We start from the raw sequence: 15,179 nt of genomic DNA on the forward strand, positions 1-15,179 counted from the left end.
ACTATGGTGTGATCGCTTGCGCATCGTGGGTGTGGTTCGCAAGTCGTGGTCGTGTCGTCGATGGGTGTGAGCGTGATCGAGGCAGAGGAGGAAGGAGGAGAAGTGGGAAATCTCGAGGGAGAGACAATGGAATCAGAGTCGAGGTGACGATGCAGATGACGTCCGAAAGCCCTCGGGCGCTCGGCATCCCGCGCCTCGCTGCGCTCCTCACTGCGTTGCGGTGCTTGCGTCGTCGGGGGACGACCGAGATGCCCTCGCCCTTTCGCAGTCCACCAGGAAGGGGAATCAAGAGCCGGCCGTTTTCGAGCTGCTCGACCGGTATGTTCGCGACGGCACGCCCCGCTCGCCGCGTGCCGCCCTCCGCTCGCTCGCGACCGACCATTCCGGGCGTGCGCCGCCGACTCCCGCACGGCACCGTCGACAGCTCACCACCCGACTGACCGGCACAGCGGCGTTCCGGGCTCAACTGGATGTGGTCTCGACGCCAGCGCTTCACCCGTTCGGGTCCTGCGGACCGCGGCTTCGCCGCCCGCGACGGACGTGGTTGCGTCGCGGCGAACGGGGAATGCGCTGGACGCTCGCTCCGGGCGGGTCGGCGCGCGGTGCTGGCTGGTGGGGGTGGGTGTCCCGCTCTGCTCGCGCCTTAGGGGACCTGAAGGCGCGAGCGAGAGCGGTTGCAGGGGACGACGGAGTTGGAACTGAGAGATGTTGGAAGTGAAGACGCGTTGGAAAGCGCCTTCGGATTAGAACCATGAGTTCCAAGGAGTTCAGCGGTGATAAAGGTTCGGATGGACAGGATGATGACCAGTACGCGGTTGCGGACAAGGCAGATCCGTTCGCGGAAGACGTCGTGGACGAGACGCCGGAGTTCGCGGCGTCGGTCGATCAGGAGGTCAACACGAAAGTCGAGACCGAGCACCCGGAGACGGTGGTCGGGCGGGACGAGAACGAATACGGCCACCTGCCGTTAGCGCAAGAGGAAGAAATCCGGGCTCGAGAGGAAGAGCTCGAGATGATCAGCGCGAAAGCGACGTTCGGCCAGCAAGAGGGGCGTGAAGAGCGTACCCGTGAAGTGGTCGTCGAACAGCGCCGTGAGCGGCGGATCGAGCGGGTCGATCCCCGGTCGGAGTTGGAGCAAGCGAAGGTCGCAGAAGTGAACACGCAGTCAGTGCGGATCACAGAGAGCGTGCGTGGGGGACCGAGCCGGGCGGCAGTGAGCCGTGGGCTGGCCGAGAGGGTCGCAGATGGGAAGTCGATGATCGACGCGACCCTCGAGCAGATGGAGGAAGTCAAGGCTGAAGCAGGGTCGATCGTGGACATCGCAGACGTCCCCGAGGTGGAGACGGGCGAAGTGGACGTGGAAGGCGAGATCATCGAACTGTGGGAGCCCTCGAAGCCGTCGATCCAACAAGTCGGACTGATCGCGGACGATACCGAGAAGATCAAGTTCACGATCTGGAAGAACTCCTACCAGACGAAGGTGAGCGAGGGAGAGACCGTGCGATTCAGGAACGTGAAGAAGAACTGGTACGACGAGACGTGCAATCTGGCCGTGACCGGGTGGAGTCGACTCGAGTTCCCCGAGCGCGGCCGGTGGTGGACCGACGAGTAGCCGACACTCCCCTCTTTTTTTGGTGTAGAACCACACGCTCGCTTCGCTCGCGTCCTCCCCAGCCGACGCCCTGCGGGGCGCACTGGCGTGCGCTTCCTCGGTCGTCCCTCGCGCGTTCTCCACGCCTTTCGGCGTGGATTCATCGCGCGCCACCGCTCGTAGCCCCGCAGGGAAGGGGTGGACGGAACCGCTTTGGAGAGAGTGGTCATGAGAGTGCACTGCTCGGTGGCGTTGTTCGCCCCCTCGAGGGGTAGGAGGTTTCGAAGAGATGTCAACGAGGACAAACCCGACTGACGGACATGGTACCGAGATCCAGACAGAAGCGGTCGGAGCGGTGGAGTCGCTGTTCGCGGGCGGCGAGCTGATCGATGCAGCGCGGGTCGTCAGCTTGGAGACAGAGTTCAGCGTGACGCTGTTTCAAGAAGAGACGGTGGAGAAGATCTGGACGGAGGACGAGGACGCAGACGAAGCCGGAAACGAGACGGTGGAGGAGGCAGCACAGACGGCGCGGTGTCCGAACTGTGAGGTGGAGGTTGCCGTGTCGGTGGTGATCCAGCAGACGCGAGCAGCGGACGAGGCGGGAACGAGGCTGTACCGTGGGACGTGCGGGTGCACGTGGCGGCGGGGGAACTAACCCTGCCGAAGGGCTCTTTTTTGGTGTATTTGGCCACACGCTCGCTTCGCGAGCGCCCTCCCCAACCGACGCCCTGCGGGGCGCACTACCGTGGGCCTCCTTGGCCGTCCCTCGCGCGTTCTGTGCGCTATCGCACGCTTTCATCGCGCGCCACCTCCCCGTACGCTCCGTAGGAGACGGTGGGGAAAGAACGGCCTAGAGAGACTGATTGAGGAGTCGCTCGTGGGGTAGCGTTGCTCGCCCCCTCGAGGGGTAGAGGGATCAGAGATGACGGATCGACCAGACGCCCAGCCAGAGGCGATTGTTGTTGAATTCACAGCCGAAGACGATCCGCAGTTTGCGAAACCCGATCACGATCCTCACGGCGAAGTGCCAGCGCTTGCCGCTCAGTCTGGAACGCGGTGCGACAGCTGTGGGACCTACGGCCTAGTGCCGACGGCGGCGTGCGAGGACGCCATGATCCAGGACGTTGATCTCGTCTGTTCAGAGTGTGGGTGAGTTCGACGAGACGACCCATGGCTGGTCGATGAACACGAACAAGAGTGACACGAAAACGTAGCCGCCCGGTGGCGTTGTTCAACCCCCCGGAGGGGTAGAGGGTTTCAGAGATGTCGATACAGAACTCAGTTAGTCGATCCGCGACCGCACAGGGACTCGAGACGACCGAAAGCATCGACGCGCGATTCGAGGCGTGGGATTGCGAGCAGGGAAGCGTCCGTCCGTGGGCACTGGGACGACGAAAGTGTGTCCTCTCGTTAGTTCGGTTCTTCGAGGAGGAAATACAAGAGGGGATACTGTCGACGCCGATGGAGGTGACGATCGCGCCGACGCCGCTGTACCAGCCGTCGCCGAGCTGGCGCGAGCGAATCCGTGGAACGTACCAAGTGGGAGTGTACCCGAACGCGAACCCGGACTGGGGATCGATCGAAGCGGAAGTCCCAACGCTTGAGGAAGCACTCTCGGTCGCAGACCGGGTCTGCAGTGACCTCGAGGAACGCTACGAGCTGCTGAGGGAGGGCGATGGGCGAGAGAATGGGGATCTCACACTGTCGTTGCGAGGACCAAAGCCGATCGTCTGAGTCGATCGACTTCGCGAGCAGAGAGCGCACAGCCGGTAGCGTTGGTCACCCCCCAGGGTAGAGGGGTTAGGAAATGGAGTCCCAACACGGAGCCGCCTACCGGGTGCATCTGGCGTTAAGCAATCTCAAGAGCATCGACGATGATCAGTTGAGCAGCGAGGATCGAGAGAAGATCGCTGAAGCAGTGGGAAGTCTTGAAGAGGTGGGGATTGTGGAGATTCGATAGGCTCTTTTTTTGGTGTAGAACCACACGCTCGCTTCGCTCGCGTCCTCCCCAGCCGACGCCCTGCGGGGCGCACTGGCGTGCGCTTCCTTGGTCGTCCCTCGCGCGTTCAGCGCGCTATTGCGCGCTTTCATCGCGCGCCACCGCTCGGGTTCGCGTCGGTTCCGGATGGCCCACGGATCGCCAGCCCGTAGTATTGGATTGGCCCACGAGATTGGATTGGCCCACGAGAGGAGTACGGGGGCGGAATCCTCCGCGAGGTATGGCAATACTGTACGCAGCCACCGCATCGAACGGTGCCACGGTGACCGACAGATAGGCAGGTAACGTTTCGACGACGGTGTAGCCGTCCCGCTGGTCACACGTCAGCGGCGATCTCTTCGATCTGGTCGCGGTGGGGACCGTCGCCCTCGAGGAGTTCACCGGGTGTGAGGCGGTAGGTGACACCGAGCTTTTCGGTGACGACAGTGTGTCCATCGGGTTCGATCTCGGCGGCCAGCCCACAGTCTATGAGCCTCTCTTTGAGCGTGCGGACGTCGGCAGACGGCTCGGAGTCGGTCTGGTCAGCGTCTGTAGAGGTTTCGGTGGGATCACTTTCGGTCTGATCCTCGTTGCCTGTGTCCGCGTTCTCGCCTTCCTCGTCGGTTTCATCGGGTTCGCCGGAATCGTCGGTGGCGAGGCTTCTGAGACGGGGGACGGGGTACGAATAGTGAGAAACACCAGCTTCGTTGAGTTCGGCGAGCGGGAACGGCCCGTCGCGTTCAGCCCAGTCGGGGTCGAATTCGGCGAGTTCGTGGCGGTAGACCACGATGGCAACGGAGGCATCCTCGGGATAGTCGGGATTGTCCTCTGCGACGGTCGTATTGCGGTAGGCAGTCCAGTCGTCGGCAGCCTGTGGCGGGCAATTGACAACGATTGCCGTGTTGGGATCGTCGTCAGGTGAATCGCGGTCAACCACTGGCTCACCAATCTCGAAAGCGTCTCGATCCATGCTCCATCCGATCGACGGTCGTCGCGCTATTAATACTATTTGCTGACTCTGGGTTACCCCACGAACAACGGCCAGTACACACGTGTGGGGTAACTGACGCTCCTCCACAGCACCAGCAGTCCGCTGATCGCTGACCGTACCGGACGTGATGTCGTTCACCCCCGAGAAGGGGGAGAGGGATTCGAGGATGACGATCCAGCACACGGCCTGATGATCACTGACCCGACCGCACGGCCTGGTTGTGTTGTTGTACTCCCCAAGAGGGGTGGAGGATTTCACTAATGGCTGAAACCGAGACAGAGCGGTTGATCGCTACGTGGTCGGACAGTCCGTATACTGGGATTCAAAAGCGTCACATCACAGTGACGCATCGAATCGTGGCGAACTGGTATCCCGGCATTGGATGCGACATTCGCCACGAGATCAAATGCGCCGATCGGGAATACAACGACTGGACGCCTGCCGAAACATGGGAACTGCGGAGCCACGGCGTTGAGAAGATCCAAACGCAGGCCGGGAAGGGATTGCCGTGACGACGTAGGGGACTAACAGCGACAATGAGAGGGCCGGCGACCATGCGGCTCGCACCGCACGGTGGCGTTGGCCGGTCCCCCTGAGGGGCGAGGAGACCGAGATGATCACTGCCAGTCAGGCTTCACAACCGATCACTGCCGAGTTCACCCCCGAACCAACGCTCGATCCTGATCTCGAGTCCGGTCCCAGGTCCGGTCCCAATTCCGATTTCGAGACAGCCAGTGCCCGTTTCGAACTGTTCGACCTGCCCGATCAGACGAATACGAGTTGTGATTACTGTGGCAAGATCGGCTTCGTCGAGACACACCACTGCGAGAGTGCCGAACGCCTCGGACTTTCGCTCATCTGTACGGAGTGCGAATGAACCATAACGCAGCTTCGAGCCGATTGAGAACGGACACGTGCCCACGCTGGCCGTCTCTGGCCGCCGAGAACAGGACAGGTCGACTACCCAGCCCAATCCTCGTGTCTGTCCTTCGCTCGCTCTCAGCGCCGCTCACGGACGCTGAACGAAAGCCTTCCCAGTGACTCCCATGTCAGTCTCACCGCACCCGCTTGACCGCCTCGAGCTAACGGACAGAACGCTTCAACGCGCTCAGTACGAAGCCTTCGAGTTCGAACTCGTCGAACAAGGCGTGCTCGTCCGCAACGCGAGCCACGAGGATCCGACTGATCACGAGTACCTCGTGACGATCGACGACGGGCTTCCAGACAGCTGTGAGTGCCCAGCCGACGAACACCATCCAAGTGCGTGCAAACATCGAGTCACGATCGCGATCCGTTCACACGTCCTCGACTCGGCGTGTAATCTCCAGCGAGTTCGAAATCTCTCTGCTCCCCCAGTCGTTACTCAGTGAGCAATACTTGCGATCGTGTTACGTCCAGGTGCATACAAACCGCTCTTGACCTCAGCTGCTTCCGAGTACCGACCGGAGATCGAGCGACCACCAGTTCCGGTCCCTGATTGCGACGTGGACCTGTGCGATGATCCCCAGCAACGGCAGTTCCAATAGCGGACCGATGACGAGTGCTAATGGGATAAGCGGGTCGTTGGGAAAGGCGACGACTGCAATCGCCAGCGCTGTCGGGGAGTTCCGCGAGAGGATCGTGTTGTTGAAACAGACCACCTCTGGATAGGAAAACGACAACAGGCGACCGATACCGAAGCCGACACCGAGATTGATCGCGTAAAACGCGATGACGGGAAGCGCGAGCAACGCGAGCAGTCCCGGGTTCTCGACGATTACCTCCCCTTGTGAGGCAAACATTGCTCCGATTGCGAGGCTCAGAAAGACGATCTGGACCGGGCTCAGCCTCGGGAGGAATCGATCGGTGAACCACGTCGTCCCCTTCGTGCGGGTCAACCCCCACCGAGCGAGCCCGCCAAACGCGAGTGGAACCACGAGGACGAGACCGACGCTCTCTATCAACACCCCGAGGGGTAATTCAACTAACGCTCCCGCAAAGACGTACAGATACACCGGAAGCAGTACCAACTGTAAGACGAGGTTGTACGGAAGGATCGAGGTGGCAAGGGGAACGTCTCCGTCGGCGATATCGGTGAAGATGAGATACCAGTCCGTACAGGGCGTGACCAACAGCATGATGAGACCGACCCAGAGCGCCGGGTGATCCCGAAGGAAAAGCGCACCGAGGCCGACGGCCAACAGCGGACTCCAGACGAAGTTGACCAGGAGGCTCGATCCGACGACGCGGCGGTTCCCGAACGCCGCCCGGAGCCGGGAAAACGAAACACCGGTGAACGCAGCAAACAGCATGACCATCAGAAATGGGAGGATCAGCCGATCCGCAACGGCGGGGATACCCGCGATTTGACCCAGCGCGAGCCCACCGACGATGGCGGCGAGAACGAATACCGTCTGGTACTTCTCGACGAACTCCATTCACTAAAGCGTCGGTTCCATGCGGGGTTAGGACTGTGGATTGCACCCAGGATTCGTGCCAGCAACAGAGTATAGGCATCAGAGAGCGAACGCCCACGGACGATGACGAAGATCGCGTTCGCGTGCGTCGGAAACGCTGGCCGGAGCCAGATGGCAACAGCGTTCGCAGAACAGGAACGTGACCGGCGGGATCTCGACGTCGATATTGTAACAGGAGGGACTGAGCCCGCGGAGAGCGTGCATGATGATGTCGTTGACGTACTCGGAGAGGAGGGTATCGACATTAGCGAACGCACGCCGCGCCGTATCACGCCGGACGATGTCGAGGATGCGGACTGCATCGTGACGATGGGATGCTCCGTCGATCAATTCCGACCCGACGGCTGGAACGGCGAACATCGTGTGTGGTCGCTCGAGGCAACCAGCGAAGGAACCGACGGGACACGAGAGCAACGTGATGAGATCAAGTACCGAGTGAACGACTTTTTCGATGAGCTCGAAGCTTCTCACTAATCTATATGCTTGAAAGTCTATGCCACAAGGTCAAAATGGCACTCACATGTACATAATATCAGTTGGGGGATGTCTGACGAAATTGAGGCTGAACAGCAGCTTGCCCGAGCAGAGATCCTAACTACTTCGAGGAATTCGCCGAGAAGCTCCGCGATGATGGCCCTGTTACCGTTCCAGTCGTGTTCAAGACCTTCTACGTTGATCCTCCTACCACCGTCATCTTCGAAGCTGAAGTTGAAGACGAAGGTGAGGAAGTTGGTGCTGTGGAACGGAATATCGAGTTCGAACTCAAATGGCAAGCCAAGAGGGAGACGCAGAACTGGAAGAGCTATCAACAATCACTCTAGAAGATGACAGCGATGATGACACCGAGAAAGACAAGATAGCTGAGATCGAAGGCGATCACCTGCCAGAGTGAGAATCCGGATTGTTCTGGGCTCCAATAGATGAAAACAGTGTATAGCAAGGGCATCGCCACTAGAAACGCGAAGCTCACCCAGTAGAGCTGGAAATCATCTATTGGCACGGTCACAAATGCGAGTGGAACGAGGGCGACAGTCATCGTCACCGCGTTATCTGTAACCACACCCGTCGTTCCCGATGTAAATTGCCCGCTCTTCACGATGCTCCACGTCGCGAAAAGTTCGGGCAGCGTACTCATCGTGCCAGTGATGAACAGTCCCCCGACGATCTCCGAGATGCCGAACGCAGCGACGAGTTGTTCGGTCGCTCGAATCGCGAAATATGACCCGACAGCAAGCACGATCACACCCGCCACTGCAAGCCCGACCTCTTTTCTGGTCCACTGGACGTTCTCACCCTCCTGTCGGCCGCGTACAAGCGCCTGGCCCGCATAAATGAGATAAGCGATGGCCAATAGCCACCCATCAAGGGGTTGGAGCCCTCGCCAGGGCGCAGGTAGAGTCAATACAGCAACGAGAACTAAAATTAGAATATAGGGAATCGCTAAGACGGTTACTGCCGTTCGCCTGACTGGAAGTTGTTCTGGAGAATCTGTCGGGTTCTGAGACGCGGCTGCTTTGCTGTCTTCGCCACGTTGCTGAGTTACGTCCGTTGTGCGGACGGCCAGATAAGCGGCCGTCACCATGAGTGGCATTGAGAGGACGTTCGCCCCGAATGAATTTCCAAGCCCGATAGAGCCGACATCACGGAGTGCACTTACCGTGTTAATAGCGATCTCCGGACTGGCTGCAGCCAGCCCAATAAACGTCCCCCCGGCAACCGCGGTTAATCCCCACTGCCGCCGCAGTTTTTTCAAGGGACTACTCAATCGCTCTGCTCCCCAGTGGGCTGCAAAAACCGAAATTAGTAGGATACCGAACCAAAAGCCAATGCGTAGCGACATCAAATCAGAATAAGGAGTTCTGTTTGGTAGTCAGACGGTCATGAGTTCATGCGCCCGTCTCTTGGTCAGCGTCACTGCGCAGACGCTCGGGAACAATCCGTGAGAGCCGCATCGCGTTCCCGGTGACACCGAGGCTCATCCCCATGTCGCCGACGATCACGGCCACTGCAACGCTGACGTAGCCGAGCGGGACGCCGATTGCGAGCAGGCCCTTCGCGCCGAGACTCGTCCAGATGTTCTGTTGAATCACGTTTCCTGCTTTGTGTGACAGCTTGTAGAGATACGGTAACTTCGAAAGATCATCGCCCATCAGCGCGATATCAGCGGTTTCGAGTGCCGTATCCGTTCCGGCCGCTCCCATGGCAATGCCAACGGTCGCAGTTGCGAGCGCGGGCGCGTCATTCACGCCGTCGCCAACCATCGCCACTCCGCCGTACTCCTCACTCAACTCATCGATCGCTTCGACCTTCTGATCGGGGAGGAGCTCAGCCCGGTACTCATCGATTCCGACTTGCTCAGCGATGGCCCGGGCCGTTCCCTCGTTGTCACCTGTGATCATGATCAGATGCTCGACGCCGAGCTCGTGCAGCCGCTCGACAGCCGCAGCGGCATCTGGTCGCATTTCGTCTGCAATCGCAACCACACCCAATACGGACGTCTCTGTCCCGACGACCACGACCGTCTTCCCGTCAGCTTGGAGGTCAGGGATCGTGTCGTCCGTTAAATCAACACAGCTGCCCTGTTCGCACTCGTCCTCGGCGTCAGTGAGCACACCGCCGTCCGTCGCGATGTGAGCGTGTGAGAGGTCGGCACCGAGATCACCAAAGAGATCCGGCTTTCCGGCGAAGTAAGTCGTCCCATCGATCTCGGCCCGGATACCCTTCCCGGTGATGCTCTCGAAGTCAGCCACCTCCGCAGGCGCCACATCCGCCTCGGTGGCGTGATCGAGAATCGCATCCGCGATTGGGTGTTCACTCCGCTGTTCGAGCCCGCTAGCATAGCGGAGGAGATCAGCTTCGCTATACCCGTTCAGCGGGACGACGTCAGTGACGGTGAGTTCACCCTTCGTGAGTGTCCCCGTCTTGTCGAAGGCGATGGCCTCGACGTCGCCCATCGCCTCGAGATGTTTGCCTCCCTTGATGAGGACGCCGTTTTTTGCGGCGCTCGTAATCCCGGAGACGACGCTCACTGGCGTCGAGATGACGAATGCGCATGGGCAGGCGATCACGAGCAGCGTGAGGCCGCGAACGAACCACGTCTGCCACGGGCCATTGAATACGAGCGGTGGAACGGCCGCAGTCAGGATTGCGGCCACGACGACGATGGGCGTGTAGTAGCCTGCGAACTTATCGACGAACTGCTCGCTTTCGGTTTTCTGCTGCTGTGCGCCCTGGACCATCTCGATGATTCGCGAAAGCGTGTTGTCCGATGCCTCGGACGTCACTTCGATTTCGAGGTACCCCTCTTCATTGATCGTGCCCGCGTACACCTCGTCACCCTGGGTTTTGTCGACAGGGACACTTTCACCAGTAATCGGTGATTCATCGACCGCGCTTCCGCCCTCGGTGACCACGCCGTCCATCGGGATCTTCTCGCCAGGCCGGACGGCGACCGTATCACCCACGTGGACATCGTCGACGGGCAGGGTTTGTTCGTCGCCATCCCGGAGGACGGTCGCCTCATCCGGCGACAACTCCATCAGTTCACGGAGGGAGTTTCGGGCGCGATCCATCGCGTATTCTTCGAGGAGTTCTGCGATGCTGAACAGCACTGCAAGCGTCGCGGCTTCGACGAAGAGGCCAATGCCGGTGGCGGCGACGATCGCAGTTCCCATCAGCAGATCGATATCGAGACTCAAATTTCGGGCGGAGTAGTACCCGCTTCGGACAACCGGAATGCCACTACTCACAATTGCAGCGAGGAAGAAGACGTCGGCGAGCAGAACTTCGAAGCCAAGAAGATCCCCGACGATGACGTTCTGTGCTGTCAGCAGGAATTCGACCAGGAGTCCGAGCGTCAGGAATCCCGCGCCGATCCACGTCTTGATCCCCCGTGTACTCGTCCAGATCTCCGCTGGCGCTGCAACACCGCCAGCTGTGGCCTCCGAATCATCAGCTGAACGTTCAGTGACCTCATACCCTGCGCCTTCGATCGCCTCAGTAATGGTCTGCTCTGAGGTCGCGTTCGGATTGTAGATGACCGTAACCGTCCCGGTGGTGGGTTGGAGATCGATTTCGGTAATCCCCTCGATCCCCTCCAGGCTCTTGTCTACTTTCTTGGCACACGAGGGGCAATCCATCTCGGGGACGGTAAACCGCCCAGTAACTTCTTCTGTCGGACGCTCAACAGCGTAGCCGGCTTTCTCAACCCTATCGAGAACCGCATCTTCGTCGGTTTTCGTAGGGTTGAACGTGACTGTGAGCGCTCCGGTTGTTGGCTGTGGATCAAGTTCCTCGATCCCGTCGAGTTTCTCGACGCTCTTGGTGACTTTCCCAGCACACGATGGACAGTCCATTTCGGGAACCGTGAGCTGGAGCGTCCGGAGACGACCGTCAGAGGTGTATCCGGACTGGGTGGAATCCGTTGATTGACTCATCAATTTAGGATACGAACGCTATCCGTATTTGCCTTAATTGGCGTGCGCCAAACCTCGTTCGTCGCAGGTGAATCAGAGAGAAGAAGACAGTGACTCTGCTTCCAGTGGGTTCCCCGTTTCGACGAAATATTTTGCGAGTTCTGCTTCTGCACGTTGGAGCCGGTATGAAAGCGTCGACCGAGGAATATCGAGCTGTTCAGCGAGTTCAGTCAGATCGATCTGTCGGGGGGTCTCGTAATATCCATGTTCGATAGCCGTACGCAGGGCGTCCCGTTGTTCCTGTGAGAGCGTATCCTCTGATGCCGACTGGGATGTCGGGGACGGAGAGAGATCTGTCAGCCGAATCATTTCCATACCCGCGCAATCGCCAACCTCCTCTTGTAGCGCCGTGAAGAAAGCGTGCACGTTCGCCTCATTGGCGAGAATAATGCGCCACGTGTAGCGACGGCCCTCGCGCTGTGTATCGAACAACAACCCATCCCCCAGGTGTTCGAGTGCAAGGTGTGGGACTGACGTACAAACCGACGTTCGTTCCCAGTAGGTGTACAGAATCAGCGCATCATCTGTTCGGTCAAGAATCTCCGTCTCACTATCCGCGCCACAGTCTTCCGTAATGAGACAGTCAGAGAAGTATTCTGCGTTCAGAAACGCGTCTTCGAGGGCATCTAGTGCCTCTGGACTCCCGATTGCGCGATCGACCCGCCAGAGACTCTCTGGACTGACGTGGCACGCAAGCGACCGGAGGGTTGTCTCCGGGTACGTTGCTAGTGTATCCGCGACCGAATTACGCCCCGGTTCGTATTCGAGGGCAAAGACGAACTCTCGCATATGTACGTGTATGTCGAGGGGCTTCAAAACTGATGCGCTCCCAAAAGAACGTTCAACGAACGCTTCTGACCCGACGGAACCGTCTAGTTAAACTCCTAGTCTTTGTTGAACTCCTCAGTCGACGATTGATTTCAGGCGATTATGCTTGATACAGACGCGTATTCGCACTGAGGACACCTCAACTGAAGATTGACCGCATCAATATTGAAACGGCATTTCCCTTGAATAAGAACGACGCTCTTGTGAAGGAGATTGTTGGCAGAGGTGGCGTCGTGTATCCCGAGTTCACCGGGCCATCGTTTCAGTGGGGACATCCGTCATCTGACTCCCACACTGCTGACTAGTTGCTGCTGTGAATCGCAAGAAGGCAAGCCATCAACAACGTGCTTCACAAGAGCGTAAGAACGATGTATCTAATCTGGATATCACTCACTACATGATTCTACGAACACCGGGATACTAGCAGTAGCTTCGGTTTTAGTTGTTATATCTCAGACGAAGAGACTACTCAATAGCGTATAATAGCGGACAATGAGCATGGGAAAATATATAATAAAACTGAAGTTGTTTCTGGATGCCAGATTTAGAATAGTGATACAGACTTATGCCTCATATTATGGTTTTGTCACACGATGAATTCGAATTGTGCCTAGGGGAGTTCTAACGATTTCAGGATTGGTTTCCTCCTTGAATCCGCTCTGGTCAAGGAACACCGGGTGTTTCCCATCGATATTGTCACTGGTCGTATCGAAACCGTCGAGCAATTGAATTATATAAAACGAAGCTCGTTGTAGACGAGAAGCTGGTCTACCCCAGTCGATCAAGTGGAATTCACCGCCCGGTCGTAAGACTCGCTGGACTTCTGACATCGTTACCAGCTTTTGATCGGTTGTCAGGTGATGAAAGACGAGGCTTGATATGACAGAATCGAAATGGTCATCCGGATACGGTAGATCAGTTACCGTTCCTCGGACTAACTGAACGTGTTGATAGTCTTTCATTATCTTGTCACGAGCGATAGCGAGCATGGCAGGATCGATATCAATACCGTGAACAGCCGTATCTGGGTAGTGCTGAGCTATTTCTACAGTCAGTGTGCCTGTTCCACATCCGAGATCTAAGACTTCCCCGTCCTCTAAGGATAGCCGTTCAACGGTGGCAGATTTCCATTTCTTTTCACGAAGTGTAATATGAAGAATGGGATCATATAGTGGTGTTAGAATCCGATATCCGAGAGCAGGTACGAACCCCTGCTTTCGAGGAGTCGCTTCTTCTGTTGGGCGCTGGACGTCGTAGCCGGCTTTCTCAACTCTGTCGAGAACCATCTCTTCATCTGTATTCAATGGGTCAAACGTGACCGTGAGCGCGCCGGTCGTTGGCTGTGGGTCAAGCTCCTCGATCCCATCGAGTTTCTCGACGCTCTTGGTGACTTTCCCAGCACACGATGGACAATCCATTTCGGGAACCGTGAGCTGGAGCGTCCGGGAACGACCATCAGAGGTGTCCCCAGACTGGGTGTTGTCCGTCGCTCTACTCATTAGATTGGGATACGAACGCTGTTCGTATAGGTTTTTGTTGGCGTTCGCCAAAGTGGGTTCGTTGTGAGAAAATCAAAGAGAAGAAGACCGAATCTTTGCGTTGATTGAACTACTCGTCTCAACGAGGTGTCTTGCAAGTCTCCCCTTCTGCACGTTAGAGCCGATATAAAAGCGTCGACCGAGGTGAATCTAACTGCTCACCGAGTTCAGTGGGATAACTGTGCGAATTTTGCCACCATGGGATTGTTCTGGTGGTTCCTCTGAGTGCTCGACTGTGACGTGGGCAAGCTCGTGCTCCGTCAGTAGATCCATGATCTCGGTGTTTACCGTCTGCCACACGCGGTCTGGGTTGGCACCATCCGCGACCCGCAGGCGCACCCGCAAGGTCGTCGGTGCGACCTGCACGATCTGAAATAACTCAATCCCGGGTATACGATCCATCAGCGCGCTGAACGCTAAGGGAGCAATCCTAACCGTCTCGTTCTTCTCAGCAGGGAACGTAAGCACATCAGCGGCGCGGCCCTGAACGCGAATCGCGGGCAGCGGATTCCCACACGGGCAGGGATCAGGCCGCTGCACGATGCTATCACCGAGGTCATAGCGCAGGATTGGCTGTACCCGGTTGGCGAGATTGGTCACGAGAACCGTGTGCGATTGCTCACCTGCTGGAACAGACTGGTAGTCGGCGTCAACCGGCTCTAACATCACCCAATCGCTATTGACGTGCAGCCACCCATGTTCGCATCTGTAGCTGATGAACGGACACTCGGTGGCGGCATAGCTGTCACGGACCTTCGTGTCGAACGCGGTGGCAATCCGATCATACTCGCTTGGCGGGAGCCCCTCGGCAGCGAGCACCATCAGTGCCAGATTAATGTGTAGACGGCCTGCTTCTTGCTCACCAGCCAGTAGTGCAGCCATGCTCGCGTAGGGAGCAACGACGGTCGGCTGGAACCGGTTGAGTCGCTCAACCAGTTCTGGCAGCGGCGTATCTATCGAGAAGACTTGGATTTGCCTACTACAGGTTCAATCGTGATTTGTTGGATATAGCTGCCGGAGTTTGATGCGTGCATCTTCGGTCGTGAACTGCCAGTCGATAGCGGAGTCATCCTCGTTTCGGATGCGTTCCCACGCAGCAACCTCCGCACGGAGGGTCGCTGCGTCGGGAATCCGTCGATCGAGGCATTCAGTAGCGAGGGCACTGAACTCGATCTCGGCCATGTTCAGCCAGCTGCCGTGGACTGGTGTGAAGTGGAACTCGAGTTTCGAGAGCAGACGATGCGCTTCCTGTGGTGGGAGAAACTCGTAGAACGCGTAGGCTTTGTGCGTGTCGAGGTTGTCGAGCACCACCCGGATGCAGT

At 58.1% G+C, this 15,179-nt stretch carries 17 protein-coding genes; 9 read left to right on the forward strand and 8 right to left on the reverse strand.

Features of this window, described 5'->3' with window-relative positions; genetic code table 11:
- The first annotated feature begins 751 nt into the window (after window positions 1-751).
- From LCF40_RS18355 to LCF40_RS18370, 4 genes are all read left to right on the forward strand, one after another.
- Entirely contained in the window at window positions 752-1,612 is an 861-nt protein-coding gene (locus tag LCF40_RS18355) for a DNA-binding protein (protein ID WP_224829637.1), read from the forward strand.
- 268 nt (window positions 1,613-1,880) lie between these two features.
- Window positions 1,881-2,246, forward strand: coding sequence for a zinc ribbon domain-containing protein (locus LCF40_RS18360; protein ID WP_224829638.1), 366 nt, complete (start codon window positions 1,881-1,883; stop codon window positions 2,244-2,246).
- Between the two features lie 608 nt (window positions 2,247-2,854).
- Window positions 2,855-3,325 carry a hypothetical protein gene (locus LCF40_RS18365; protein ID WP_224829639.1) on the forward strand — a complete coding sequence of 157 codons (471 nt, stop codon included), beginning with the start codon at window positions 2,855-2,857 and terminating at the stop codon, window positions 3,323-3,325.
- A gap of 73 nt (window positions 3,326-3,398) precedes the next feature.
- Window positions 3,399-3,551, forward strand: a complete 153-nt coding sequence (locus LCF40_RS18370; protein ID WP_224829640.1) for a DUF8012 family protein — start codon at window positions 3,399-3,401, stop codon at window positions 3,549-3,551.
- A gap of 355 nt (window positions 3,552-3,906) precedes the next feature.
- Here LCF40_RS18370 and LCF40_RS18375 read toward each other — a convergent pair whose 3' ends face one another.
- A complete protein-coding gene (locus LCF40_RS18375; protein ID WP_224829641.1) occupies window positions 3,907-4,818 on the reverse strand; it encodes a hypothetical protein in 912 nt (303 codons plus the stop codon).
- 2 nt (window positions 4,819-4,820) lie between these two features.
- Between LCF40_RS18375 and LCF40_RS18380 the strand changes: the two genes are divergently transcribed.
- The 3 genes from LCF40_RS18380 (at window position 4,821) to LCF40_RS18390 (ending at window position 5,930) form a co-directional block, all read left to right on the forward strand.
- Window positions 4,821-5,072, forward strand: coding sequence for a hypothetical protein (locus LCF40_RS18380; protein ID WP_224829642.1), 252 nt, complete (start codon window positions 4,821-4,823; stop codon window positions 5,070-5,072).
- A 101-nt stretch (window positions 5,073-5,173) separates the two neighbouring features.
- Window positions 5,174-5,437: a hypothetical protein gene (locus LCF40_RS18385; protein WP_224829643.1), complete on the forward strand. Its 264-nt coding sequence runs from the start codon at window positions 5,174-5,176 to the stop codon at window positions 5,435-5,437.
- 169 nt (window positions 5,438-5,606) lie between these two features.
- A complete protein-coding gene (locus LCF40_RS18390) occupies window positions 5,607-5,930 on the forward strand; it encodes an SWIM zinc finger family protein (RefSeq protein WP_224829644.1) in 324 nt (107 codons plus the stop codon).
- A 51-nt stretch (window positions 5,931-5,981) separates the two neighbouring features.
- Here LCF40_RS18390 and LCF40_RS18395 read toward each other — a convergent pair whose 3' ends face one another.
- Window positions 5,982-6,977: an arsenic resistance protein gene (locus LCF40_RS18395; protein WP_224829645.1), complete on the reverse strand. Its 996-nt coding sequence runs from the start codon at window positions 6,975-6,977 to the stop codon at window positions 5,982-5,984.
- Window positions 6,978-7,079: 102 nt separating this feature from the next.
- Here LCF40_RS18395 and LCF40_RS18400 point away from each other — a divergent pair, with 102 nt between their 5' ends.
- A complete protein-coding gene (locus LCF40_RS18400; protein WP_224829646.1) occupies window positions 7,080-7,490 on the forward strand; it encodes an arsenate-mycothiol transferase ArsC in 411 nt (136 codons plus the stop codon).
- Window positions 7,491-7,669: 179 nt separating this feature from the next.
- The gene (locus LCF40_RS23820; RefSeq protein ID WP_224829647.1) at window positions 7,670-7,837 is read left to right on the forward strand and encodes an amphi-Trp domain-containing protein; all 168 of its coding nucleotides are present in this window, start codon (window positions 7,670-7,672) and stop codon (window positions 7,835-7,837) included.
- Here the strand turns inward: LCF40_RS23820 and LCF40_RS18410 are convergent.
- From LCF40_RS18410 to LCF40_RS18435, 6 genes are all read right to left on the reverse strand, one after another.
- Window positions 7,834-8,856, reverse strand: a complete 1,023-nt coding sequence (locus tag LCF40_RS18410; protein WP_224829648.1) for a sodium:calcium antiporter — start codon at window positions 8,854-8,856, stop codon at window positions 7,834-7,836. The genes LCF40_RS23820 and LCF40_RS18410 overlap by 4 nt on opposite strands.
- A gap of 46 nt (window positions 8,857-8,902) precedes the next feature.
- On the reverse strand, window positions 8,903-11,452 hold the full coding sequence (locus LCF40_RS18415) for a heavy metal translocating P-type ATPase (protein WP_224829649.1): 2,550 nt from the start codon (window positions 11,450-11,452) through the stop codon (window positions 8,903-8,905).
- 72 nt (window positions 11,453-11,524) lie between these two features.
- The gene (locus LCF40_RS18420) at window positions 11,525-12,280 is read right to left on the reverse strand and encodes a helix-turn-helix domain-containing protein (protein ID WP_224829650.1); all 756 of its coding nucleotides are present in this window, start codon (window positions 12,278-12,280) and stop codon (window positions 11,525-11,527) included.
- 614 nt (window positions 12,281-12,894) lie between these two features.
- Complete coding sequence (locus LCF40_RS18425) at window positions 12,895-13,818, reverse strand: methyltransferase domain-containing protein (RefSeq protein WP_224829651.1); 924 nt, start codon at window positions 13,816-13,818, stop codon at window positions 12,895-12,897.
- 189 nt (window positions 13,819-14,007) lie between these two features.
- Entirely contained in the window at window positions 14,008-14,739 is a 732-nt protein-coding gene (locus LCF40_RS18430) for a hypothetical protein (RefSeq protein WP_224829652.1), read from the reverse strand.
- A gap of 105 nt (window positions 14,740-14,844) precedes the next feature.
- The coding region (locus tag LCF40_RS18435; protein ID WP_224829653.1) for a transposase at window positions 14,845-15,179 on the reverse strand (335 nt) is incomplete at its 5' end.

It is taken from the genome of Saliphagus infecundisoli, from assembly GCF_020177375.1.
Lineage (GTDB): Archaea > Halobacteriota > Halobacteria > Halobacteriales > Natrialbaceae > Saliphagus > Saliphagus infecundisoli.